The organism is Delftia sp. JD2 (assembly GCF_001682645.1).
Classification (GTDB): domain Bacteria; phylum Pseudomonadota; class Gammaproteobacteria; order Burkholderiales; family Burkholderiaceae_C; genus Comamonas; species Comamonas acidovorans.
Map to the genome: position 1 here is coordinate 34855 of NZ_LFJT01000039.1, position 24455 is coordinate 59309.

23 protein-coding genes are annotated in these 24455 nt (G+C 68.7%); 9 read left to right on the forward strand and 14 right to left on the reverse strand.

Features of this window, described 5'->3' with window-relative positions:
• Nucleotides 1-47: 47 nt before the first annotated feature.
• On the reverse strand, nt 48-1649 hold the full coding sequence (locus tag ACM14_RS19920) for a gamma-glutamyltransferase family protein (protein WP_065347107.1): 1602 nt from the start codon (nt 1647-1649) through the stop codon (nt 48-50).
• Between the two features lie 157 nt (nt 1650-1806).
• Complete coding sequence (locus ACM14_RS19925) at nt 1807-2814, reverse strand: tripartite tricarboxylate transporter substrate binding protein (RefSeq protein WP_065347108.1); 1008 nt, start codon at nt 2812-2814, stop codon at nt 1807-1809.
• A gap of 153 nt (nt 2815-2967) precedes the next feature.
• Here ACM14_RS19925 and ACM14_RS19930 point away from each other — a divergent pair, with 153 nt between their 5' ends.
• The 4 genes from ACM14_RS19930 (at nt 2968) to ACM14_RS32105 (ending at nt 5669) form a co-directional block, all read left to right on the forward strand.
• A complete protein-coding gene (locus ACM14_RS19930; RefSeq protein WP_034366405.1) occupies nt 2968-3888 on the forward strand; it encodes a LysR family transcriptional regulator in 921 nt (306 codons plus the stop codon).
• Nucleotides 3889-4341: 453 nt separating this feature from the next.
• Nucleotides 4342-5001 carry a hypothetical protein gene (locus tag ACM14_RS19935; RefSeq protein WP_065347109.1) on the forward strand — a complete coding sequence of 220 codons (660 nt, stop codon included), beginning with the start codon at nt 4342-4344 and terminating at the stop codon, nt 4999-5001.
• Entirely contained in the window at nt 4994-5542 is a 549-nt protein-coding gene (locus tag ACM14_RS19940) for an ATP/GTP-binding protein (RefSeq protein WP_065347110.1), read from the forward strand. The genes ACM14_RS19935 and ACM14_RS19940 overlap by 8 nt, the downstream gene beginning before the upstream one ends.
• Nucleotides 5532-5669 carry a hypothetical protein gene (locus ACM14_RS32105; protein WP_175403289.1) on the forward strand — a complete coding sequence of 46 codons (138 nt, stop codon included), beginning with the start codon at nt 5532-5534 and terminating at the stop codon, nt 5667-5669. Before ACM14_RS19940 ends, ACM14_RS32105 begins: the two co-directional genes overlap by 11 nt.
• A 27-nt stretch (nt 5670-5696) precedes the next feature.
• Here ACM14_RS32105 and ACM14_RS19945 read toward each other — a convergent pair whose 3' ends face one another.
• Complete coding sequence (locus ACM14_RS19945) at nt 5697-6410, reverse strand: Crp/Fnr family transcriptional regulator (protein WP_012202707.1); 714 nt, start codon at nt 6408-6410, stop codon at nt 5697-5699.
• Nucleotides 6411-6497: 87 nt separating this feature from the next.
• Between ACM14_RS19945 and ACM14_RS19950 the strand changes: the two genes are divergently transcribed.
• Nucleotides 6498-8531, forward strand: a complete 2034-nt coding sequence (locus ACM14_RS19950) for an alkyl/aryl-sulfatase (protein WP_065347111.1) — start codon at nt 6498-6500, stop codon at nt 8529-8531.
• Here ACM14_RS19950 and ACM14_RS19955 read toward each other — a convergent pair.
• The 11 genes from ACM14_RS19955 to ACM14_RS20005 all read right to left on the reverse strand — a co-directional run bounded on the left by ACM14_RS19955 (nt 8525) and on the right by ACM14_RS20005 (nt 21052).
• The gene (locus tag ACM14_RS19955) at nt 8525-9256 is read right to left on the reverse strand and encodes a uracil-DNA glycosylase (RefSeq protein WP_043780562.1); all 732 of its coding nucleotides are present in this window, start codon (nt 9254-9256) and stop codon (nt 8525-8527) included. The genes ACM14_RS19950 and ACM14_RS19955 overlap by 7 nt on opposite strands.
• Nucleotides 9257-9413: 157 nt before the next feature.
• The gene (locus ACM14_RS19960; protein ID WP_084027414.1) at nt 9414-10907 is read right to left on the reverse strand and encodes a fibronectin type III domain-containing protein; all 1494 of its coding nucleotides are present in this window, start codon (nt 10905-10907) and stop codon (nt 9414-9416) included.
• 18 nt (nt 10908-10925) lie between these two features.
• Nucleotides 10926-11660: a hypothetical protein gene (locus ACM14_RS19965; RefSeq protein ID WP_139093474.1), complete on the reverse strand. Its 735-nt coding sequence runs from the start codon at nt 11658-11660 to the stop codon at nt 10926-10928.
• 193 nt (nt 11661-11853) lie between these two features.
• Nucleotides 11854-12657 (reverse strand): indole-3-glycerol phosphate synthase TrpC, encoded by an 804-nt coding sequence (gene trpC, locus ACM14_RS19970; RefSeq protein ID WP_065347113.1) that lies wholly within the window; start codon nt 12655-12657, stop codon nt 11854-11856.
• Between the two features lie 50 nt (nt 12658-12707).
• Nucleotides 12708-13742 carry an anthranilate phosphoribosyltransferase gene (gene trpD / locus ACM14_RS19975; RefSeq protein WP_013804671.1) on the reverse strand — a complete coding sequence of 345 codons (1035 nt, stop codon included), beginning with the start codon at nt 13740-13742 and terminating at the stop codon, nt 12708-12710.
• Between the two features lie 29 nt (nt 13743-13771).
• Entirely contained in the window at nt 13772-14359 is a 588-nt protein-coding gene (locus ACM14_RS19980) for an aminodeoxychorismate/anthranilate synthase component II (RefSeq protein ID WP_012202700.1), read from the reverse strand.
• Nucleotides 14360-14757: 398 nt separating this feature from the next.
• Nucleotides 14758-15381 (reverse strand): hypothetical protein, encoded by a 624-nt coding sequence (locus ACM14_RS19985; RefSeq protein WP_065347114.1) that lies wholly within the window; start codon nt 15379-15381, stop codon nt 14758-14760.
• Between the two features lie 28 nt (nt 15382-15409).
• The gene (locus ACM14_RS19990; protein WP_065347115.1) at nt 15410-17020 is read right to left on the reverse strand and encodes a VWA domain-containing protein; all 1611 of its coding nucleotides are present in this window, start codon (nt 17018-17020) and stop codon (nt 15410-15412) included.
• 2 nt (nt 17021-17022) lie between these two features.
• On the reverse strand, nt 17023-18267 hold the full coding sequence (locus ACM14_RS19995; RefSeq protein ID WP_065347116.1) for a toxic anion resistance protein: 1245 nt from the start codon (nt 18265-18267) through the stop codon (nt 17023-17025).
• Nucleotides 18268-18289: 22 nt separating this feature from the next.
• Entirely contained in the window at nt 18290-19402 is a 1113-nt protein-coding gene (locus ACM14_RS20000) for a hypothetical protein (protein WP_065347117.1), read from the reverse strand.
• Between the two features lie 153 nt (nt 19403-19555).
• Nucleotides 19556-21052 carry a hypothetical protein gene (locus ACM14_RS20005; RefSeq protein WP_065347118.1) on the reverse strand — a complete coding sequence of 499 codons (1497 nt, stop codon included), beginning with the start codon at nt 21050-21052 and terminating at the stop codon, nt 19556-19558.
• Between the two features lie 374 nt (nt 21053-21426).
• Between ACM14_RS20005 and ACM14_RS32110 the strand changes: the two genes are divergently transcribed.
• From ACM14_RS32110 to ACM14_RS20020, 4 genes are all read left to right on the forward strand, one after another.
• A complete protein-coding gene (locus ACM14_RS32110; RefSeq protein ID WP_155294163.1) occupies nt 21427-21591 on the forward strand; it encodes a hypothetical protein in 165 nt (54 codons plus the stop codon).
• A 15-nt stretch (nt 21592-21606) separates the two neighbouring features.
• A complete protein-coding gene (gene fabI / locus ACM14_RS20010) occupies nt 21607-22374 on the forward strand; it encodes an enoyl-ACP reductase FabI (RefSeq protein ID WP_013804678.1) in 768 nt (255 codons plus the stop codon).
• 33 nt (nt 22375-22407) lie between these two features.
• Nucleotides 22408-23889: an efflux transporter outer membrane subunit gene (locus ACM14_RS20015; protein WP_065347119.1), complete on the forward strand. Its 1482-nt coding sequence runs from the start codon at nt 22408-22410 to the stop codon at nt 23887-23889.
• Nucleotides 23890-23906: 17 nt separating this feature from the next.
• On the forward strand, nt 23907-24455 hold a 549-nt coding region (locus ACM14_RS20020; RefSeq protein WP_139093475.1), incomplete at its 3' end, for an HlyD family secretion protein.

Below are 24455 nucleotides of genomic sequence, written 5' to 3' on the forward strand. Positions count from 1 at the left end.
CTAAAGCGAACTCGATCTGCGCGGCAGGCCTTGGGGCTTTCGCGCGCTCAGAACGCCACCACGCCCCCATCCTTGCGCGGGTCCGATCCGCCGATGTAGTGGTCGCCGTCGCGCAGCACCAGTTGTGCGCCGCCGAAGGCGAAGACGCCATGGCCTTCCTCCACCGTGACCTCATGGCCGCGTGCGCGCAGGGCGTCGACGACCTCGGCGTCGAAGGCGGGCTCCACGGCCACGCCCTTGCCGCCCGTCACGCGCCAGCGCGGTGCATCGGCGGCAGCCTGGGGGTTCTGGCCGTAGCGCAGCACGCGCAGGGCCATCTGCAGGTGGCCCTGGCTCTGCATGGGGCCGCCCATGACGCCGAAGGCCATCTGGGGCGTGCCGTCGGCGTTCATCGCAAAGGCCGGGATGATGGTGTGCGAGGGGCGCTTGCGCGGCGCGACCTCGTTGGCATGGCCGGCTTGCGTGGTGAAGCCGTGGCCGCGGTTTTGCAGGCTGATGCCGGTGCCCGGCACGACCACGCCCGAGCCGAAGCCCATGTAGTTGGACTGGATGAACGAGACCATCATGCCGCTGGCATCGGCCGCCGCCAGGTAGACCGTGCCGCCTGGGCGCGGTGCGCCGTAGGTGGGCGCGCTGGCGCGCTCGCGGTCAATGAGCGCCGCGCGTTCGCGCAGGTAGCCGGCGTCCAGCAGATGGGCGGATTCGACGCGCATGTGGTCGCCGTCGGCGTTGTATTCGTGCAGGTCGGCCAGGGCCAGCTTCATGGCCTCGACCTGCAGGTGCACGGACTCCACGCCGTCCAGCGGCTCGGCGCCCACGCCCAGTGCGTCCAGCATGCCCAGCGCCATCAGCGCGGCAATGCCCTGGCCGTTGGGCGGGATCTCGTGGATCACCGAATCGCCAAAGGTCTGCGACACCGTGCCGACCCAGTCGGCCTGGTGGGCGGCCAGGTCGGCCTCGGTCATGGCGCCGCCGCAGGCCTTGGCGTGCTCGGCCATCGAGCGCGCCAGTGCGCCACGGTAGAAGGACTCGCCCTTGGTGGCGGCAATCTCCTCCAGCGTGCGCGCATGGGCTTCGCTGCGGAACACCTCGCCCGCCTTGGGGGCCTTGCCATCGGGCAGGAAGCATTCGGCAAAACCGGGCTGGTCGCCGAGCTTGGCGCCGCCCAGCGCCCACAGCGTGGCAATGGTGGGCGAGACCGCAAAGCCGTCGCGCGCATAGCGGATGGCGGGCTGGGCCAGTTGCTCGAACGGCAGCTTGCCGAAGCGGCGCGACAGCTCCACCCAGGCCGAGACGGCGCCGGGCACGGTGACGGCGTTCCAGCCCTTCTCGGGGATGCCGCCCAGCGCGGCGAAGTACTCGGGCGTCCAGGCTTCGGGCGAGCGGCCCGAGGCATTGAGGCCGTGCAGCTCCTTGCCATCCCACAGGATGCAGAAGGCATCGCTGCCCAGGCCGCAGCCCGTGGGCTCGACCACGGTCAGCGCCATGGCCGTGGCAATGGCCGCATCCACGGCATTGCCGCCGGCCAGCAGCATGGACAGGCCGGCCTGCGCGGCCAGCGGCTGCGAGGTGGAGACCATGTTGCGGCCCAGCACCGAAGAGCGGTGCGAGGCGTAGGGAAGTGTCCAATCCGTAACAGTGCTTGTCATATCAATTTCCATAGCGCCAACGCGCCACCGATAGCTTGAGGAACCGCAGGCACGGCCCAGCTCAGGGACGCCAAGCAAGGGCCGCCCCGCAGCAAGGGCGTCGTCCCCCTCCCGCAGGAGAGGGGGAAGCGGCAAAGCCGCTCAGGGGGTGCTTCACTCAATCCAATGTGATTTTGTTGTCTTTGATGACCTGCGCCCAGCGGACGCTGTCGGCCTGCACCATGGCAGCGAACTGCGCGGGCGTGCGGGGCGATGCGGCCTCCACGCCCTGCTTGGCCAGGCTGGCCACCACCTCGGGATTCTGGATGGCCTTGTTGAAGGCCTGATTGATCCGCGCCACCAGCTCGGGCTTCATGCCGGCCGGACCATAGACGCCGAACCAGGTGACCGAAGAATAGCCAGGCAGGCCGGACTCGGCCACCGTGGGCAGGTCGGGCGCCAGCGCGCTGCGCTTGTCGCCGGTCACGGCCAGTGCGCGCAGGCGACCACTGGCCACATGGGGCATGCCGGTGGGAATGGAGTCGAACAGCAGGTGCACCTGGCCAGCGGCCAGGTCGGTGATGGACTGGGCCGTGCCCTTGTAGGGCACATGGGTCAGCTGCAGGCCCGCGCGCGCCGCGAAGGCCGCCGCGTTCAGGTGGACGATGGTGCCGTTGCCGCTGCTGGCGTAGTTGAGGGCGCCCGGATGGGCCTTGGCATAGGCGATCAGCTCCTGCACGTTGCGCACGGGCAGCGAGGGCGTGACCAGCAGGATGCTGGCCGCGCCGCCGATCTCGGCAATGGGCGTGAAATCCTTGTCGGCCTTGTAGGCCAGACGGGTCATCAGGTGCGGCGAGATGGCATGCGTGCTGCTGGTGGTGAACAGCAGCGTGTAGCCGTCCGGCGAGGCCTTGGCGGCCTCGCCCGTGCCAATGGTGCCGCCCGCGCCGGGGCGGTTGTCGATGACCAGCTGCTGACCCAGGTCCTGGGACATGCGCTGCGCCACCACGCGCGCCACGAGGTCGGTGGCGCCGCTGGCCGGAAAGGGCACGACCAGGCGCACCGGGTGCGAGGGCCAGGACGCCTGGCCCTGTGCCACGGCGGGCAGGGCGATGGCGCCAGCCAGGGCACAGGCTGCAGCCACGATGGCGCGGCGTGGAAGTAAAACGCTGGGCAATGCCTTCATGGGCACACTCCTGGACAGGGGTTGGACGGCTGCAGCCGCTGCTCCCCAGCAACGCCGCAACAGGCCATCGTAGAACCCTCGCCCCTTTGCCGCCATCAGCAAATTTGCAAACCTGCGTTGCCTCTGCGGCAAATTGATGACAATCGGGGCGACATGCCCGACGCCCGCCACCTTCTTTTGCAGGACACCGCGCTGCGCTACTTCCACGAAGTGGCGCAATGCGGATCGCTGACCGAGGCCTCGGCGCGGCTGCATGTGGCGGCCTCGGCCATCAGCCGCCAGATCGCGGCGCTGGAGGGGCTGCTGGGCACGCCGCTGTTCGAACGCCACCCGCGCGGCATGGTGCTCAATGCGGCCGGGGAGATCCTGGCCGACCATGTGCGCCGCGCCGGCCTGGATGCCGAGCGCGCGCTGGGCGAGATCGAGGCCCTGCAGGGGCTGCGCAGCGGCCGCGTGCGCATCGCAAGCTCCGACGCCTTTGCCAACGAATTCCTGCCGCGCCTGTGCGCAGCGTTCCAGCGCGCGCATGCCGGCATCGTCTTCGAGGTGATGGTGCTGCCCACGCCTGCCGTGCCAGAGGCCGTGCGCAGCGGCACGGCCGACATCGGCCTGTGCTTCAGCCGCGCGCCTGAAAAAGGCATTGCCGTGGCCTGCCGCGTGGCGGCGCCCCTGGTTGCCCTGGTCGCACCCGGCCATGCGCTGGCGCAGGCCCGCCGCCTGTCGCTGGCCCAATTGGTGCGCCATCCGCTGGCGCTCACGCCGGCCGACACGGCCGTGCGCCAGCTGCTGGACGCCGCCTGCAGCCGCCAGGGCCTGATGCTGATGCCGGTGATGGAGAGCAACCACGGCAAGACCCTGCTGAACTTTGCAGCCCAGGGCGCCGCCGTGGCCGTGGCCAGCGAGATCGCCGCGCGCCACATGGTGGCCACAGGCGCACTGGTGGCCGTGGCGCTCAGCGACCGGGGCATGGACCTGCGCGACATCGAGGTGCAGACCCTGGCCGGCCGCACGCTGCCGCATGCGGCGCAGTCCTTCCTGGAAATGCTGCAGCTCAGGCTGCCAACCTCCTGGTAGTCAACCTGGCTCCCTGGCATGGGACGCCCAGACACAAAACACGGCAAGCCTGCTGAATTGGCAATGCATTCCAAGGTCTTGGTTACAACAACCAGATAACTCCTGTTTTTCAGCGCCGCCATGGCTCTGAAAATCCGGAAGCGACCAAAAAAACGCTCAGAGAGTCTGAAGTCTCGCTGCAGGAACGCAATGCGATAGGACTGATCCGGATACATATCGGACGATTCCGAATCACGCTGGCGAACTGCCCGCTCCCGCTCCAAGCGCTTCCTATGATGCGCCCGCATCTCCTTTGAAATCATTGGCATGCGCGGCTTGCTTTGCCGTGCGGCGCATTCAGGACAGGAAACGGCAACGTAATGGGCACAAGGAAACAGGCAGGCCGGAGCCTGCAGGCACGGCAACTACGATTGCGGTTGCGGTTGCGGCTGCAATTGCTGAAGGCAATGCGGCATGGATGAGCGTCCCACTCTCACTTTCACGCTGCGCGGCCTCGATGACCGCGACGCCAGGCTGTTCCGCTCCTTCGTGCGGCTGGTGGACCACCGCACGCAGCACCGCTGGGAATGGACGGAATCCTCGGCCGACCTGGTGGTACTGCATGAAGGCGTGCACGAGCCGCCGTCCAGCCGGGTGACGCTGCGCGTGGGCCGCCAGCCCCAGAGCACCCGCCCCACGGGGGACTACCTGAGCCTGCCCCTGCGCGCCGACGTGGTGGAGGACTGCCTCAATGCCATGGGCCTGCGCGCCCTGGCCGTGCGCCAGACGGCGTCCGGGCAACGCATGGTGGCGGCACCCCACCCGGCAGCGGCGGCCGACATGCTGGTGCAGCTGCTGCGCTGGCCCCCCCAGCGGCTGCTGACAAGCGCGCACCACATGCGCCTGGCAACGTTGATGACGGGCCGGCCGACCACCTTGCAGGCGCTGTGCCGGCGCTCGGGCCTTGCGCCAGAGATCTGCGCGGCCTTCCTGAACCGCCTCGATGCCATCGGCCTGCTGCGCTGGACCGCCACGGCACCCCGCAGCAGCGCTGCCCCGGGTCCCGCCCAGGCCATCCTCGACCGCATCCGCCAGCGGCTTGCCCAATTGACGAGAGCCTCCGTGCATGAGTGAGCTGAAGATCCTGATTTGCGGAACCGCGGGCGCGGGCAAGACCACCGCCATACGCGCCGTCAGCGAGATCGCGCCGGTAAGCACCGACGTGCGCAACACCGGCGCAGCAGTGGACAAGGCCCTGACCACCGCCGGCATGGACTACGGAGAAATCACCCTGGACAACGGCGAAAAACTGTACCTGTACGGCACGCCGGGCCAGGAGCGCTTCGACTTCATGTGGAACATCCTCTCGCACGGCGCGCTGGGGGTGATCCTGCTGATCGACAACAGCCGGCCCGATCCACTGGGCGACCTGGATACCTACATCAATGCCCTGTCCGCCACGCTGCGCACCACGGCCTGCGTGGTGGCCGTGTGCCGCATGGACCGGCATGGTCGGCCCGACCTCGAAGGATTTGCCCTGCACCTGCAGTCGCGTGGCCTGCTGTGCCCGGTGGTGCCGGCCGATGTGCGCGAGCGCGCGCAGGTGGTGGCACTGATCGAGTTGCTGCTGCTGCAGATCGAAGCCCTGTCGCAGGACAGCCCCCATGCAGAATGACCCCGCCCTGAAGGCGCGCGCCCACCACGAGGGCCTGTTCCTGTACCTGGTGCTCGACAAGGCCAAGGCCAATCTCGCGCTGGCGCGCCGCAAGGTGCAGGTCGTGGAGAATGCGCTGGTGGTCTGAACAACAGCCCTTGACTGGCTGCGCCGCTCAGAACCGCTCGGCGCACAGCGCCTGCCACTGCAGGATCTCGATCTCGCCGCGCTGCACCCGGATGAGGCCGCGCGCCTGCAGGCCCTGCAGCAGCACGTTGGTGGTCTGGCGCGAGATCGACAGCATGCGCGCCAGCTGCTCCTGGGTGATATCCAGGCGCGGCCGGGCCGGCACATCGTCCAGCCGCTCGCCGTAGCCGCGCGCCATGGCCACCAGGCGGCGCGCCAGGCGCTGTGGCGCGGGCAGCAGGGCCAGGTCCTCCAGCGCCGCAAAGGCCGCGCGCATGCGCCCCGACATCAGCACGCCCAGGTCATGCCAGTGCGCGGGGTGCTGCTGCAGCCAGTCCAGCAGCGGCTGGCGCGGCACCTGCAGCACCACGCTGGGCTCCATGGCGTGGGCATCGTGGGTGCGCGGCGAACCGTCGAACAGCGCGATCTCGCCAAACCAGGTGGCCGGTCCCATGCGCGTGAGCAGCGCCTCGCGCGCCTGCTCGCTCTGGCCACCCACACCGGAGAAACCGATGCTGCCCCGGACCACGGCGAACAGCCCGCCCTCCAGCGCATCGCCGCGCAGGAACAGGGCCTCGCCCGTCTCCAGGCTGCGCGGCTGGGCCAGCGCCAGCAGCAAATCGGCAAACTGCGGCGCCAGTGCGCTGAACCAGCGACCGGCGCGCAGCGTGGGCAGGTAGGAAGAGGCGAGGGAAGCTTGCATGGAAAGGGATGTCGGGTGGCTGACAGACACAGCCGGCGGGCCTGCGTATTTTCGCCGCTGACATCGAACATGCCAGGAGACCTTTCCATGCAAGCCTCACACCCCCTGCCCCGCGCGCTGGCGCGCCCTTCCCGCCTGCTGGCCAGCCTGGCCACAGCCGCTTTGCTGGGCGCCTGCGCCCACGGCAGCCTGCCCGTCTCCGACATGGCCAGGCCCCAGCCGGCCAGCGCCGCCACGCGCGCGGCCCAGCAGGCGGCCTTGGCGCAGCAGCCGCTGGATGATGCGCAGGCCATGGAGGACGCCCGGCGCGGCCTGGTCGCACCGGCCGACACCCTGGTCGTGCGCAATGCCCAGGGCCGTCCCATCTGGAGCATGCAGTCCTATGCCTTCCTGGAGCAGGACCAGGCGCCCGACACCGTGCACCCCGCGCTGTGGCGCCAGGCCCAGCGCAACCGCGTCAGCGGCCTGTTCCAGGTGACGGACAGGCTCTACCAGGTGCGCGGCCTGGACCTGTCGAACATGAGCATCATCGAGGGCGAGACCGGCCTGATCGTGGTCGATCCGCTGATGTACACCGAGACCGCCCAGGCCGCCATGGACCTGTACTTCCAGCACCGCCCGCGCAAGCCCGTGGTGGCCGTCGTCTACTCGCACAGCCATGTGGACCATTTCGGCGGCGTGCGCGGCGTGGTGCGCCAGGAAGAGGTGGATGCGGGCCGCGTGCAGGTCATCGCGCCGGCGGGCTTCATGGCCGAGGCCGTGGGCGAGAACGTGATCGCCGGCCACGCCATGGGCCGGCGCGCGCTCTACCAGTTCGGCATGCTGCTGCCGCGCGATTCCAGGGGACAGGTGGACGCAGGGCTGGGCAAGGCGGGTGCGCCCGGCACCATGGGGTTGATCGCGCCCACGCGCGTGATCGATGAGCCGCGCGAGACCCTGCGCATCGACGGCGTGGACATCGAGTTCGCGCTCACGCCCGGGGCCGAGGCGCCGGCCGAGATGATCATGTACTACCCCCAGCTCAAGGTGCTGAACATGGCCGAGATCGCCGTGCACACCCAGCACAACCTGCTGCCGCTGCGCGGCGCCCAGGTGCGTGACGCGCTGGGCTGGTCCCGCCACCTGAACGACGCCCTGCACACCTATGGCGGCAAGGCCGAGATCATGATTGCCCAGCACCACTGGCCGGTCTGGGGCCAGCCCCGGCTGCAGCACCTGCTGGCCGGCCAGCGCGACACCTACAAATACCTGCACGACCAGACCGTGCGCCTCATGAACCACGGCTACGTGGGCTCGGAGATCGCCGAGATGCTGAAGATGCCCGAATCCCTGGCCCGCGACGGCGCAACGCATGCCTTCTACGGCCACCTGCGCCACAACATCCGCGCCATCTACCAGCACTACCTGGGCTACTACGAAGGCAACCCGGCCCAGCTGGAGGCGCTGCCGCCCGTGCCCGCCGCGCGCAAGACCGTGGAATACATGGGTGGCGCCGACGCCGTGCTGCGCCGTGCGCAGGCCGACTACGAGCGCGGCGAATACCGCTGGGTTGCGCAGATCGCCTCGCAACTGGTCTTTGCCGACCCGGCCAACCAGGCCGCGCGCCGCCTGGCGGCCAATGCCTATGAACAGCTGGGCTACCAGATGGAATCGGCCACGGCCCGCAACGCCTTCCTGCAGGGCGCGGCGGAACTGCGCCAGGGCGTGCCCCAGCTGCCCAGGCCCGGTAGCACCGCGCGCGACCTGGTGCGCAGCCTGCCGCTGGAGATGTTCTTCGACTACCTGGGCGTGCGGCTGGACGCGGGCAAGGCCGCAGGCCAGCGCATCGTGCTCAACTGGACCTTCACCGACACCGGCGAGCAGCGCAGCCTGAACCTGGAGAACAGCGCCCTCACCCAGAGCCCGGGCCTTGCGCCCGCCGCCCATGCCAGCCTGCGCCTGACGCGAGCCACGCTGGACGCCATTGCAGGCCAGGAGACCACGATGGCCGAGGCCATCAAGAGCGGCCAGCTGCGCATCGAGGGCGACGCCTCCAAGGTGACGGCGCTCATGTCCATGCTGGACCGCTTCGACAGCGTGTTCCCCATCGTGGAGCCACGCCCCGAGCGGGCCGCTCAGTAACCGTGCTGGGCGCGGAAGTCGCGCGCTTTGCCGAAGTGCCCGTTGCCGATGAAGGGCACGGGCGGGCGCAGCGCCGACAGCGGCGAGGGATGGTTGCTGGTCAGCACCAGATGGCCCCGGTCGGCCGGAATGAAGGCGCGCTTGGACTGCGCATGGCTGCCCCAGAGCATGAAGACCACGGGCCGCGCGCCCTGGGCGATGTGTCGGATCACCGCATCGGTCAGCAGCTCCCAGCCCTTGCCCGAGTGGCTGGCCGCCTGGCCTTCCTCCACCGTGAGACAGGTGTTGAGCAGCAGCACGCCGTTCCTGGCCCACTTGACCAGGCTGCCGCCCGGGTTGGGGAACGGCGGGAAGGGCACGCCCAAGTCACGCTGCATCTCCTTGAAGATGTTCTGCAGCGAGGGCGGCATGCGCACGCCCGGCGCCACCGAGAACGACAGGCCTTCGGCCTGTCCCCGGCCGTGGTAGGGGTCCTGCCCCAGGATGACCACGCGCACTTCCTCGGGCGGGGTCAGCTCCAGCGCGCGCAGCGGCTGGGGCGGAAAGATCACGGCGCCGGCTTCCAGGCGCTGGTGCAGAAAGGTCAGCAGCTGCTGGCCCGTGGCACCCGCGAAGAAGTCCTCGACCAGGGGCTGCCAGTCGGGCGCAACGGGCCAGTCGGCGGGATCGGCGGATTGGAGTTGGTCGGCTTGCGCCGGGGCGATTGCGTCGTCTTGAAGGGCCATGGCGGATGGGGCACCAGCGCACGCATGGCGCGCGATGGTGATTCCTCGAAGGTACGAAAGAAACGGGAATGCACCGGCGCGCGGCCGGTGCATTGATGTCCTGAGGATACCCGCAGTCGCACAGCCGCCCGGCGTGTGCGACATGCACGTCAGCGCATCAGCGCGTCCGGCGGCGCCGGCGCATTGCCGCCATGGCCAGCAGCACCGAGGCCGATGTGGCCGCCAGACCCGCGAGGTTCCACACGGGAATGGCGGCAGGAGAGGTCGCCGCCATCACCATCAGACCACCCGGATCGACCACCACGCCATTGGCCTGCAGGTCATCATCGCCCAGGCCACCGTCCTGGACTTCCAGGGTGTAGGTATTGGCCGAGGTCACCTTGAAGCCATCGTTGAAGGCATACCAGTGCGGTGCCGGGTTGGCCGCCGTGGGACCGTACTTCCAGTACTGGGCACCCGAAGGCAGGGCCTGCGGCATGGTGACGCTGAGCTTCAGCGTCGCGCCTGAGTTGCAGCCCGACGAGCGCAGGTCCAGCACACCCAGCGGATAGGCCGCTGCACCCTGGGGCGGCGCCGTGGGCAGGCTTTGCGCACGCACCAGCGATGCCGATTGCAGGCTGCAGCCGCTGGCCGGATTGCTGACGGTCAGCGTCGCGCTGCCGCCTTGCAGGGTCGAGATGGTGGTGGCGCCAGCGACAGGAGCGTTGACCGTCAGGGGCTGCGAGGCGGGCCCCGCACCGCTGCTGGACTGTGCCGCCACGCTGCAGTTGTAGGCCACGCCGGGTGTCAGGCCGTTGACCGCCACCGTCGGAGTGCTGGACGTGCCCATCAGCACCGCGCCGCCACCTTGCGGGACACATTGCGCCACATAGCCCGTGACCGTCTGGCCGGGGATGGAGGCCACCGGATCGAAGGTCAGCTGCACGGCCGTGCCCTGCGCGAAAAAGCCCGTATCGGCAGGTGGCTGAAGTGCGCCCGGAACGCTGCCGGACCAGACGCTCATCGCATCCACGCCGAAGAACAGGCTTTGCCGGTTGTCCACCTCGGCAATGCGCAGGCGCACGATCTGGCCCGCGTAGGCCGACAGGTCGAACTGCAGCGACTGGTAGCCGCTGCCGCTGTCCGAAGGACCGGGCGCCGTGGCCGGCGGCCACTGGAAGACATTGGCCAGCACACCGGCGCCCAGGCTGTCGGGCGCGGCGGCAGGGTTCATGACGTCGATGCGCACCTGCTGGTTGGGCACAGCCACCGTGTAGTCAAGCGTGGCCGGCGCCGCAGCGACCTTGGCCGCATTCTGGACATGGACGCGGGCGCTCAGCGTGGCCGGGCTGCCCGCCGGAATGGCGACGTCCTGGTAGAGCACATGGCTGCCGGGGCCGGGCTGGTCGCTCATGAGGGCAAACGCCCCGTCGGGAGGTGCAGGCACGGCCACGGGCGTGATGGCGCCTTTGGTGCCTTGCTGGGCGGCGAAGCCGCCCTTGGAGCCGGCCTGGGACACGGATTGCCAGCCCGTGAAAACCAGGGAACCCGGACCGGAGTTCTGCTCGAAACTGCCGTTGGCCAGCAGTTCGGCGGCTTGCGCCGGGCCCAGGGCCGCAAACACCGCAAGCCCCAGACAGGACTTGCGGGCAACGCCTTTTACGCTGTGCATGATGCTGCCTTGCGCCGATCAGCGTTCGTAGACGGTGTCGGTGGGCGCGCTGTCCTGGGTGTTGCCCATGACCCGGTTGTTGTTGAACGAGGTGATCTTCCCGCCTGCCACAGCGTTGAACGCCTTGTCATTGCCGAACACCGTGGTGTTGGACAGGTAGACCTGGGCGGTCGTGCTCTGGACACTGATGGCGGCGCGTTCCGGCTCGCCCTGTGCTGGCACTACATTGCCCAGCAATTGCGAGCGTTGCACCAGAACAGACACAGAAGTAGCGCTCGTCTCGACCTTGACCGCCGCCTGCGTGAAGCCCTGGATCCTGACGTTGTCCAGCACCACTTTGCCTGCCTGGAAGATTCTGACGCCGAACGTTCCTGTGCCGTTGCCGACGATGTCCAGATCCCGCAGCACCACGGTGTCAGAAACACCCGCGTTGATGGTGATGCCCGCGCTACCGGAGACCAGCACGCCGGCAAGCACGCCTGTGCCGTCCACCTGCATGGACTTGGTGATGGTGACTCCACCGACGCCCGCAGGATCCAGCACGTTGATCTCGCCATTGGCGGCCGTCCTGGCGATGGCCCCCGCAAACGTCTTACACGGTGCTGTCCGGCTGCAGGGGTTGACGTCATCGCCCACGCCCGAGACCCAGGTGCGCGTGGCCTGTGCCCAGGCGCCGGACGATGCCAGCGTGGCCGATGCGCAAACGATGAGGGCAGCCCAGCCGCGGCTGGACAGGAAAGGGGCACGGGGCATGAACGACATCGAAGTCTCCGTAGGCGATGGGCTGCGGCCATGTTGCCGGAGCGGCATTTCATGCGCATTGTCAATAATTATCATGCAAACGAAAAACTTTTAGAAACACTATTTGCACAAAAAAAGCCCGCACGCATGGCTGCGGCGGGCTGCTTCGGTGGCGCACCACCGAGGGACCGATCCGGTCTTGGCTTCAGGCAAACAGCTTGGCCAGCGCCTCTCCCGGCTCCTTGGCGCGCATGAAGGCCTCGCCCACCAGGAAGCTGTGGATGCCGGCATCGCGCATGGCCTTGACGTCCTCGCGGCTGCCGATGCCCGACTCGGTGACCAGCAGGCGGTCGGCCGGCACGTTCTTTTGCAGGTCCAGCGTGGTCTGGATGCTGACCTCGAAGCTGCGCAGGTTGCGGTTGTTGATGCCCACCAGCGGCGTCTTGAGCCGAAGGGCGCGGTCCAGTTCGGCGCCGTCGTGGACCTCGACCAGCACGGCCATGTCCAGGCTGTGGGCGATCTGTTCCATCTCGGCCATCTGCGCGTCGTCCAGGCAGGCGGCGATCAGCAGCACGCAGTCGGCACCCATGGCCCGCGATTCGTAGATCTGGTAGGGATCGACCATGAAGTCCTTGCGCAGCACGGGCAGGTGGCAGCTGGCGCGCGCCTGCTTGAGATAGTCCACGCTGCCCTGGAAGAACTGCTTGTCGGTCAGCACCGAGAGGCAGGCGGCGCTGACGCCCTTGCCGTCGCCATCGGCATAGCTTTGCGCGATGTCGGCGGGGATGAAGTCCTCGCGGATCACGCCCTTGCTGGGGCTGGCCTTCTTGATCTCGGCGATCACGCCGGCATGGCCGGCGGCGATCTTGGCGCGCAGCGCGCCCACGAAGTCGCGCGTGAGCACGCGGCTTTCGGCGTCGCGGCGCATGTCCGCGAAGGGCATGCGCTTCTGGGCGGCGGCCACTTCCTGCACTTTCACGTCGCAGATTTGCTTGAGGATGTCGGACACGTTGCTTTCCTTGGTTTCTTGTATTCGGTGGTCGATGGGGGCTGCGCGGCTCAGGCCGTCAGCCGGGCCGTGTAGGCCACGAGTTCGTTGAGCTTGGCCAGGGCAGCACCGCTGTCCAGCGCCGCCTGGGCGCGGGCCATGCCGTCCTCGATGCTGGAGGCCACGTTGGCCGCATACAGGGCGGCACCCGCGTTCAGGCAGACGATGTCGCGCGCGGCACTCTTTTCGCCATGGAGCACGCCCAGCAGCATGGCCTTGGATTCCTCGGGATTGTCCACCTTGAAGGCGCGCGTGCCCACCATGCGCAGGCCGAAGTCCTCGGGATGGATCTCGTACTCGCGCACCACGCCGTCCTTGAGCTCGCCCACCAGGGTGCCCGCGCCCAGGCTGATCTCGTCCAGGCCGTCGCGGCCATAGACCACGATGGCGTGCTCGGCGCCCAGGCGCTGCAGCGCGCGCACCTGGATGCCGACCAGGTCCTCGTGGAACACGCCCATGAGGATGTTGGGCGCGCTGGCCGGATTGGTCAGCGGACCCAGGATGTTGAAGATGGTGCGCACGCCCAGCTCCTTGCGCACGGGCGCCACGTTCTTCATGGCCGGGTGGTGGTTGGGCGCGAACATGAAGCCGATGCCCACGTCGGCGATGCTGCGCGCGATCTGCTCGGGGCTGAGCTGGATGTTGACGCCCAGCGCCTCCATGGCGTCGGCGCTGCCGCTCTTGCTGCTGACGCTGCGCCCGCCGTGCTTGCTGACCTTGCCGCCCGCCGCCGCGATCACGAAGATGGAGCAGGTGGAGATGTTGAAGGTGTTGGCGCCGTCGCCGCCCGTGCCCACGATGTCCACCAGGTGGCGCTTGTCCTCCACATGGACCTTGTTGGAGAACTCGCGCATGACCTCGGCCGCGGCCGTGATCTCGCCGATGGTCTCCTTCTTCACGCGCAGGCCGGTGACGATGGCGGCCGTCATCACGGGCGAGAGCTCGCCGCGCATGATCAGGCGCATCAGGTGCAGCATCTCGTCGTGGAAGATTTCGCGGTGCTCGATGGTGCGCTGCAGCGCTTCCTGGGGGGTGATCTGGGTCATTGCGGTGTCTCGGTTGGGTGCCGGCCTGCTCAGGCCTTCTGTTCCAGGAAATTCTTGAGCATGGCGTGGCCATGCTCGGTGAGGATGCTCTCGGGGTGGAATTGCACGCCCTCGATGGCCAGGCTGGTGTGGCGCACGCCCTGGATCTCGCCGTCCTCGCTGGTGGCCGTGATCTCCAGGCATTCGGGCAGGCTGGAGCGCGCAATGGCCAGCGAGTGGTAGCGGTTGACCGTGAACTGCTCGGGCAGGTCGGCGAACACGCCCTTGCGGTCGGTGGTGATGACGCTGGTCTTGCCATGCATCTGCTGGCCCGCGCGCACGATGTCGCCGCCGAAGGCCGCGCCAATGCTCTGGTGGCCCAGGCACACGCCCAGGATGGGCAGGCGGCCTGCAAAGTGCTGGATGGCCGCCACGGAAATGCCGGCCTCGGCCGGCGAGCAGGGGCCGGGCGAGATCACCAGGCGGTCGATCTTCTCGCGCTCGACCAGGGCGATCACCTCGTCCAGCGTGGCCTCGTCATTGCGCACCACGGTGACATCGGCACCCAGCTCGCCGAAGTACTGAACGATGTTGTAGGTGAAGCTGTCGTAGTTGTCGATCATCAGCAGTCTGGTCATACCGGCTCCTGGGTCTCAAAGGGAAAAACGGGTGGCGCGGGCATGCCGCAGCGAAGGCTGGCGCGGGAATGCGCGCAATGCTGCCTGGGTCTGGAAGGGGGAATCTGAGGGCATCTGGGCAATCTCCTGGGTTCTGGGAGCCGCCGTGCCGGGGAGCCATCTGCTGGGTGAGCCTTGCTGCCGTCACGGCGGCAAGGCGCGGTACGCAACCGCAACGACGTGCCGCTTCCTTATTGGAAGCGCCACCACTGTGCAACGATGATCGAAACGGGCGTACCGTTCATGGCTGTCTTGGATCGAGAGTTCAAGTGTCTGGAAGACGGGAATGCAGCAGGCTGCATGGCGGAGCATGCTAACACAGGGTCCGCGCAGCGTGGCGGGACGACCCTGCAGGCGCCTCACTTCAGGAAATCCGGCTGGTCGAACTTCTGCTTCAAAAAGCGCCCGTTGGCCAGCAGCGCCTGCGCATCGCTGGCCGCCACATGGGCCACCACCTGCTGCATCTGCCCGGCCAGCAGCGCCAGCTGCTCGGTCAGCAGTTGCCTGGCCGTCTTGCCGTCCTGCACGGGCTGGGTGACACGGAACAGCGGCGGCAGCGCCGCATAGTGCGACAGCGTGGCGGGCAGGTACTGCAGCACCGTCTCGCGCACGGTGAACAGGCCGTCGTTGAAGACCGGGCCGGCGTCGGCCAGCGAGGGCAGCACCTCGTGCACCGAGCCGCGCACGCTGTCCAGATGCTTTTGCATCTCGGGCGTGAGCATCGGGCGGGCCTTTTGCACCAGCTCGTCGATGCGTTCGCGGATGTCCTCGGCGCTCCAGTGCTGCTGCAGCGCACGCTCGAAGCTGGCGCCCGCAGGCTGCAGGGCCCAGCCCAGCAGCAGGCCCGCGACGTACAGGCCCAGCGTGATCCAGCCCCAGCCGGCGCCGATCACGCCCGCGAACAGCAGCACCGGCCCCAGCAGGGCCAGCGCCAGGCCGGCGAGGTTGCCGTTGCCGTAGAAGAAAAGCTGCAGGCGGCGCATCAGGCGGGTCCGATCGGTGGCGGCGCTGTCACTGGTAGCCCCGGATTTCCTTGAACACCAGCGGCAGTCCGCTCTTGCCGGTGTTGCGCGCATCGAAGGCGCGCCCGCCCGTCAGCGCGGCCAGGGCCTGCATTTCGCCGGACTGCGCCTCGCCAAAGATGATGGGAAAGACGCGCACCAGCGGCGCGCCGCCGTCGCGCGCCATGCGCTGCTCGCGCTCGAATGCGGCCCAGTCGCGGCCGGCCGTGTTGGCGCCATCGGTCAGCAGCACGATGCTGACGAAGCGCTCGGGATCGGCCCGCAGTTCCTGGCGTGCCTGCTGCTGGGCCAGCGTGAGCGCGTCGTAGATGGCCGTTCCGCCGTCGGCCACGAGGCTGTCGGCATAGGCCAGCACCTGGGCGCTTGCGGCCTGCAGGTCGCCCGCCGCGAACTGCACGCGCGCGGGCTGGCCGACCAGGCCCGAGAACGGAATCAGCAGCACGCGCTCGCGCGCCTGGAAGGCGGCATAGCGCTGGCTGGCGGCCGAGGCCTCGGCGCCGGACAGCAGCTTGAGCGCCTCCTTCATCTGCGCCAGCCGCGCACCCTTCATGGAGCCGCTCACGTCCAGCACGAAGATGCTGGTGGCCGGGCGGCGCAGATCGCTCTGGTAGGCCGAGAGCACGGCATCGATCACCTCCAGCCGGTTCGGAAAGCTCAACTCCACCACGGGCGCCGTGGGCAGCGCCGGGCTGGCCTGTGCCTCGGGGCTGGCGGGGCGCAGCTGGGCCTGGCGCAGCGGCTGGCCCTGGAAGGCGGGGGCCTTGAACTGGGCGACCAGCTTGTCATAGTCGGCGCGCCGCGCAGCGTTGAGCAGCATCAGCGGATAGTCGGCCGAGATCACGCCGTCGCGCGGGTAGACCAGGGTGAGCCGGTCGGCGGCGGGCAGCTTCTCGTTCAGGCGCAGGATCACGGCCTCGTAGTTGACCAGCGCATCGACGGCGCCGGGCTCGCGCTCGAAGGCCTCGGCCAGCCAGCCGGAGCTGCCGGCGGTGAGCTTCTGGCCCGACAGAAAATCCTTGAGCACCTTGGCGTTGACCTCCCTGGCGTCCAGGTCCTCGGTCTTGCCGGCCACGGCCGAGGCCACGGCGAACAGCGCGCTCATGCCGGTGTTGGAGCTGGCCGGATTGGTCATGCCGTAGCGCAGCCGGCCCTGGGCGGCAGCGCGTGCGATGTCGGCCCAGGTGGGCGGTGCCTTGTCCCAGCCCAGCTTTTGCAGCACGGGGGCCTTCACGCCCAGGGCCACGCGCGAGTAGAAAAGCTTTTCGCGCGCCAGCGGCTTGTTCGCCAGCGCCAGCGCGGGATAGGCGCCATTGGGCGGCAGGATGGCGTCGTACTGCTCGCCCGCATTGATGCGCTCGACCATCTCCAGCGTGCCCGCATAGCTGAGCTTGAGCGGCACGCCCGCCGCCGTGGCGGCCTGCTCCAGCGCGGGCGCCACGTCCTTGAGCTCGGAGCCGGCCAGCACGGTGAATGCACCCTGGGGACCAGCAGGCGCATCGGCCTTTGCCGCGGCCTGCGTCGCGGGTTCGGGCGACTTGCCGCAGCCGGCCAGGGCCAGCGCAAGGCCCAGCAGCCACCAGGCCGCCAGGCGCCGGAACATGCTCACAGCACCACCTCGCCGGCGGGCGCCTGCAGCGCCTCGCGCACGTCCTCGCGGCGGCTCTTTTCCAGATAGGCGCGGGACTTGTCCACCTCCTGCGACAGCGTGTCCACCGTGGTCTGCATGGAGGCCAGGGCCTTGACCTTGAAGTCGGCCATGGCGTCCATGGTCTGGTAGATGTTGCCGAAGGCCTGCTGCAGTTTGGCGATGTCGATGGTGCTGCTGGCCGCCTGCTCGTGGATCTTCCCGCTTTGCTCGCGCAGCAGCTCGCTGGTGCCGGCGATCAGGTTGCCCGTGGTGGTGTTCAGCGCCGTGATCTGGTCCAGCACCAGTTTCTGGTTGGCCAGTGCCTGCGCCACGATGACGGCCGTGCGCAGGGCGGAGACCGTGGTGGTGGTCGCGCGGTCCACGCCCTTGGCCAGTTCGAGGTTGTTCTTGCGCACCAGGTCCAGTGCCAGGTAGCCCTGCACGTTCACCGCCATCTGGGTGAGCAGGTCGGTGACCTTCTGGCGTGCGTAGAACAGCATGTCCTCGCGCACCACGCGGGCCTTTTCCGGGTCGCTGGCGTCCAGCTGTGCGGCCTTGGCCTCCAGCGCCGCGTCCAGCTTCTTGCCGATGTGGATGTATTTCTCCAGCCGCTCCATCAGGCCCCACAGGTTGGCCTTTTCCTGCTCGATGGCGGCGTTGTCACGCAGCAGCTCGTCCTTGCCGCGCTTGAGGCTGTCGATGATGGCGTTCAGGTGGCTCTGGCTGGACTGGAACTTGTCGAAGTAGTCCACCAGCCTGTTGCCCATGGGGATCAGGCCCAGCAGCTTGCGCGGCTTGAACAGGTCGTCCTGGCGCGAGGGGTCCAGTGCCTCCACCTGGCGGCGCAGGTCGATCAGGCCCTGGCCGACCTGGCTGCCCTGGTCGAACAGGCCGTTGTTCAGCGTCTTGACGGGGCGCTCCAGCATGCGGTTGGAGACGGCGGCAGCGGCCTGCACCTCCTTGTTGCCCATGCCGTGGATGCGCTCGACCGCGCCCTTGAAGGCGGGCGACTGGCTGTCGTTGGCGGTGATGTCGTCGATGAACTGCGCCACCTGTGCGTCCAGCTGCTGCACTTCCTCGGCCTTCAGGCGGACCTTGCCGCTGGCCGACTCGATGGGCACGGGCAGGGCGGGCGCAGGCGGCTCCAGCACGAAATCCTGCTCCTGTGCAGGCACGGCCACGGCGGCGCTGGCCGTGGTGGTCTGGGGGGTGTTGCTCATCGGTTGCTCCTGGAACGTTCGGTCATTTGAAGCGCTGCTCCATGTCCACGATCATTCGCTCCAGCCACTCCTGGCTGGGCGGATCGATCACCTCCACCAGCTGCGCGGGCGCCTGCACGCCCTGCCCGGCCCAGCGCTCGGGCCCGTGCGTGTCGCCGCCGGTGCGAAAGCCGTATTCCTGCGCCAATGCGCGCAGCTGCGGATCGGATTCGAGCAGCTGGCCCACGCGATCGCCCGCAGGCGTGTAGGGCACGAGCACATGCTTGGAATACAGCGTGGGCTGCGGGTAGAGCATCACCATCTCGCCGCTCCTGCGCTGCGGGTGGCGCAGCAGGAACTCCACCAGCTGCGATTCATAGGCCACCAGCAGCGGCGCCTTGCCCATGCCCAGGGCCAGGTAGTCCTCGAAGGGGCCGGCCGACGAGCTTTCCTGGAAGCCCTGGCGCAAAAACAGCGGCGCCACCTGCGGCATCACGCGCTCCAGGTCGGCCGGGCTTTGCACCACCTGCTGGCCGTTGAGCACATAGCTGGCCAGCGCCAGGTACATGGCCGCGCTGTTGGAGCTGCGCACATCGGTGCTGGCGGGCAGCACGGCCTTGCCGGTGGCAAAGGCGCCGGAGGCCTTCAGGTCACGCCAGCGCGTGCCCTTGCCGGCCATGGCCAGCAGGGCGGGAAGATCGGTCACGTAAAAGAAGTCGCCCTGCTTTTGCACAACGCCGTTGGCGATCAGGATCTCGGCAATGGGCCGCCAGCTGGCAAACACGATGGGCGTGTAGAACGGCGTATAGACGGTAGCGGCCCTGGCCGCCGCCTTGAGCTGGGCCGCCGCCGGCGCACCCGAGGGAAAGCCGAAGTCGTACTGCTTGGGGTCGTAGCTGTTGGCAATGCTGCGCGAGCCGGCCTTTTGCACCGTCACCGTCACGCCGTGGCGCGCCAGCACATCGCGCACGCGCTCGTCCTGGAAGAAGGCTTCCTTCTCGGAGCCGATCAGGCCGCGTGCCGTCACGGACTGCTGCTGCGTCAGCTGCGCCTGGCGGTCCTGCACCAGGGCCGTGCGCGAGTACCAGACGCCGCCGCCCACGGCCGCCAGCAGCAGCGCCGCCAGCCCCGCCGCCAAAGCACGGCGCGCGTTCATTGAGAGGCTCCGCCCTGGATGACGGCAAGATGAAATTCGGTCATGAACGCGCGGGCCGTTGTCATGTTTTGTTCAAAAAAACTTCTTATACGGAAGTTTTGTGACACAACGACGACACGCGGCCCGGCCCGCGCCGCGACTACCTCAACGCGACTATCTCAGCGCGAGTTGCTCAGTGAAACTGCGCCCACCAGGCGTTTCGCGGTGCTGCTGGGTGCGGTGCTCCACCAGCTGGTCCCACGTCTGCATCTGGCGCTCTTGCGTCTTGCGCAGCGCACCGGTGACCTGCTTGCCGGCTGTCTCGATCAGCGTGGTGATGGTGCGGCTGTCCTGCACCTTGGTCAGGTCATAGTTGCCCGACTGCAAATCCAGCATGCTGCGGTTGCGCGCCTTTTTGGACTCGGCGTTCAGGGACTCGGTCACCACCTGGGCGATCGACTCGCCCTCCCTGCCGCGGGACTGCCGGGTGGTCTTCTGGCCCACCTGGTACTCGGCGCGGCCGATTTCGGTCACGGCGCCGAATTCGTTGGTGTTCTCGAAGTCACCGCTGAAGCTGGCCTGGAAATCGGCCAGGCCGCTTTGCAGGGACTGCACGGAACGCTCCAGCCCGGAGAGCGCGACGATGGCGCCCGGCGCGGCCGGCGCCTGCGCGTTGTGCAGCTGACTGAAGGCACTCTTGAACATGTCCACCAGCGCCGCATCCGCACGGCCGCGCTGCGCGGCGGCATCAAAGCGCTTCAGATGCTGGTCCAGCGCGGCCTGGCGCTGCGAAGCGCTGGCGCCCACGGGGGCATCGGACTCCAGGTTGACGGCCAGCTCGCCCGCCGCGCCCTTCATCGCCACCGATCGGCCATCGGCGCCCACATGCAGGCTGAACGAGGACAGGGGCTGCGAAGGCTTGGGGTTCTTGATGTCCAGGTCCAGGCCGGACAGCACGCTGCGGTCGAAGTCCATCAGCTTGCCCAGTTCCAGCTGGGGCTTGCCCGGCTTTCCCAGGCCTTCCAGCGCCTCGTCCAGCCCGTCGGCCAGCTGGGCAATGGCCGCGCTCTCGGCCTGGCTCAAGGTGCCGGAACTCTTGACCTCGACCCGCAGCCCGCTGCTGCTGCCCGCTTCGCTGCCGTCGTTCGTGGCAATCCGCAGCTCCACGGTCTGGCCCGATTGCGTGCGGATCTTCAGGCTCACGGTGGCAGCGCCCACGGACACATCGCTCAGTGCGGACTTGTCCAGGGCCTGCGCATCCGCGCTGCCTGCGACGGAGTCGGCCGCCGTGGGCGCCTGGTACTCCGCAACCGTCTGTTGGTAGTCCGACGGCGTGGCCGCAAAGCGCGACAGCAGGGCGCCTCCCAGGCCGCGCCAGCGGTCGGCCAGGCTGGCCGACGGGCCCAGGCCCAGGTTGCGCGCCATGAGGGTGCTGATGTCGTCCCTGTCTTGCGAGGCCCAGGCCCGGGTCAGCCTGAACTGCCCCAGTTCCACGGGCTGCGGTTTGGCATAGATGACGCTGGACCCTGTGGACTGGCCCAGCGTGACCTGCGTGCCCGGGTCGGCGGGTGCAGCAGCTGCCGTGGTCGCTGACGACCTCACGGACACCGTGGGCCGCATGCCCGCTGCGCTGGCGGCAAAGCTGGCGCCGGTGGATGAAATGCTGGTCATGGATTGATCGTCTTCCTTCGGTCTTGTCCTGACTGAATGTGGCGGCCCAGGCCTTTGCAGGCAGGGGATTTTCTCTGTTCATGGACCATCGGCAGATTTCCGATTTTCTTTACCCCCCGTGCACCAATATGGTGTGAAAACCTTGTATTCATTGAAATCCGGCCAATACAGGGAATGTTTGGCTGTTGGCGCAAAAAGACGCCATTGCTCTACTGGACGCAGCGACTGGCGGCATCCTCTCAGTGAGGCCGCCCTCTTTGACCTGAGTCAAGACTATGGAGTGAACTGCATCGATATAACGAAACGGCATCGCCAAAATCGGTCGCTGCAGTGCAACATAGATAGAATGAAAAAGACCAGGAGACGATATTGGCATGCAAACCTTTGATTTGCATGCATCAAAACAAGCTATCAAAAGCTTCGTAGTCACAGGAAATACAAACATTCGCCGTGGCGCATATGTCGGCAATGCCGCGCCATGCCCCGTGATTCCTGACGAAGCCGCCCCAAGGCGGCCTGTTTCCCGGCAGACCTTCTGATCTGGAGCATTCGAGATGACGCTATTGGCTGGCAAAAAGGGCCTGATCGTCGGCATCGCCAACCGCGACAGCATTGCCTGGGCCTGTGCCCGGGCCATGCATGCGGCGGGCGCCGAGATCGGCGCGACCTGGCAGAACGACAAGGCCCGTGTGCATGTGGAGCCCCTGCTCGACGAGATCGGTGCCGAGCTGCGCATGCCGCTGGACGTGGGCGATGACGAGCAGATGCGCGCACTGTTCGATGCCGCCGCCGTGCGCTGGGGTCGGCTGGACTTCGTGCTGCACGCCGTGGCCTACGCCCCGCGCAAGGACCTGCAGGGCCGCGTGGTGGACAGCTCCCGCGAGGGCTTTGCGCTGGCCATGGACATCTCCTGCCACTCCTTCATCCGCATGGCCCACCTGGCCGAGCCGCTGATGGCCGCCAGCGGCGGCAGCCTCATGACGCTGAGCTACCTGGGCGCCAGCGAGGTCATGCCGCACTACGGAATCATGGGCCCGGTCAAGGCCGCGCTGGAGTCCACCACGCGCTACCTGGCGGCCGAGCTCGGCCCCTCGCGCATCCGCGTCAATGCTGTCTCGCCCGGGCCCATCGCCACGCGCGCGGCCTCGGGCATTGCCGCGTTCGATGAACTCGTGGCCGACAGCGTGCGCCGCTCGCCCATTGCCGGCGAGCTGCAGCCCGACGACGTGGGGCCGCTGTGCGCCTTCCTGGCCTCGGACGGGGCGCGCGCCATCACGGGCTGCACGCTGTATGTCGATGGCGGCCACCACATCCTCAACTAGCGGCTGCCGCACCGGCACCCCGCAGCACTGCAGATGACCCTCCCATTCCCCCGAACCGCCGCCGCCGCCGCCGCGCTGGCAGCCGCACTGGCAGCCGCCCTGGCGGGATGTGCCTCCCTGGCGCCGCCGCACGAGCCGCCGCCCCTGCCCACGCCCGAGGCCTGGCCTGCCCATCTGCAGGCGGGCGCCCAGGGTGTCGCCGCCGCCGGCCTGCCCTGGCGCGAGTACTTCACCGACCCCGCGCTGCGCCAGCTCATCGCCACCGCGCTGGAGCACAACCGCGACCTGCGCGTGGCCGCGCTGCGCGCCGAAGAGGCGCGCGCGGCCTTCCAGATCCAGCGCTCCGAGCTGTTCCCGGCCATTGGCGTGGGCGGCCAGGCCGCGCGGGCTCGCGTGCCTGGCGACCTCAACCTCTCGGGCCGCTCCGTGGTCAGCGGCGAGTACCGCGCCGAAGTCGGCTTCAGCAGCTGGGAGCTGGACCTGTGGGGCCGCGTGCGCAGCCTCAAGGACGCGGCCCTGCAGACCTGGCTGGCCAGCGATGCGGGCCGCCACGCCGTGCAGACCGCGCTGATCGCCCAGGTGGCCGACGGCTACCTGGGCCTGCGCGAGCTGGACGAGCGCGTGGCCATTGCGCGCGAGACGCTGGCCACGCGCCAGGAATCCTTTCGCATCTTCACGCGCCGCGAGGCCGTGGGCGCCAGCTCGCGCCTGCAGCTGGCCCAGGTCCAGACCCTGCTGACCCAGGCGCAGGCCCTGCTGGCCCAGCTGGAGCTGGCACGCGCGCAGCAGCTGCACGCACTGGCGCAGCTGGTCGGCGCCCACCCGGGCCCGCTGCCCGCCGCCGCACCCTTTGACGACGCCCTGGTGCTGGCCGAGCTGCGGCCGGGCCTGCCCTCGGAACTGCTCACGGCGCGGCCCGACATTGCCGCGGCCGAGCACCAGCTGCGCGCGGCCCGGGCCCAGATCGGCGCGGCGCGCGCCGCCTTCTTCCCGCGCATTGCGCTCACGGCCCGCTGGGGCACGGCCAGCGCCGAACTCGACGGCCTGTTCGACGGCGGCAGCCGCGCCTGGGCCTTCGTGCCCACGGTGTCCCTGCCCATCTTCGACGGCGGCCGGCGCCGCGCCAACCTGGAGCTGGGCGAGATCCGCAGCGACATGGCCGTGGCCCAGTACGAGAAAGCCATCCAGACCGCCTTCCGCGAGGTGGCCGATGGCCTGGCCGCGCGCCGCTGGCTGTCCGAGCAGATCACCGTGCAGCGCACCGCCGTGCAGGCCCAGGCCGAGCGCGCGCGGCTGGCGCAGCTGCGCTACGACAACGGCTCGGCCGCCTACCTGGAGGTGCTGGACGCCCAGCGCGACCTGCTGGCCGCACGCCAGCAGCTGGTGCAGGCGCGGCGCGCCCTGCTGTCCAGCCAGGTGGGCCTGTATGCCGCCCTGGGCGGCGGCAGCGGGGCGGAACCTGCCGCGCTGCCCGCCACCCTGCCGGCCACGCCTGCCGATCCCCCGAATTCCTGAAGCCTCCGGACCCGCCCATGGACAAGAACACCTCTCTGAAGAACAAGATCGTGCCGATCGCCGCCGTGGCGGTCCTGGCCCTCGTGGCCTGGTGGGCCTGGAAGACCTTCACGCCCAAGGGCCCGGGCGAGGGCTTCGTCGGCAGCAACGGCCGGGTCGAGGCCACCGAGATCGACATCTCCACCAAGCTGCCCGGCCGCGTGGAGGAAATCCTGGTGCGCGAGGGCGACTTCGTGCAGGCCGGCCAGCCCGTGGCGCGCATGCAGATCGACACCCTGCGCGCCCAGCGCCAGGAAGCCGACGCCATGCGCCAGCAGGCCGAGCACAGCGTGGCCGCGGCCGAGGCCCAGGTCACCCTGCGCCGCAGCGACCTGGCCGCCGCCCAGGCCCTGATCGTGCAGCGCGAGACCGAGGTGGACGCCGCGCAGCGCCGCTTCAAGCGCTCGGAAACGCTGGCGCGCGAGGGTGCCTCCTCGGTGCAGGAGCTCGATGACGACCGCGCCCGCGTGCGCGGCAGCGAGGCGGCGCTGGCCGCCACGCGTGCCCAGGCCGCCGCCGCCCAGTCC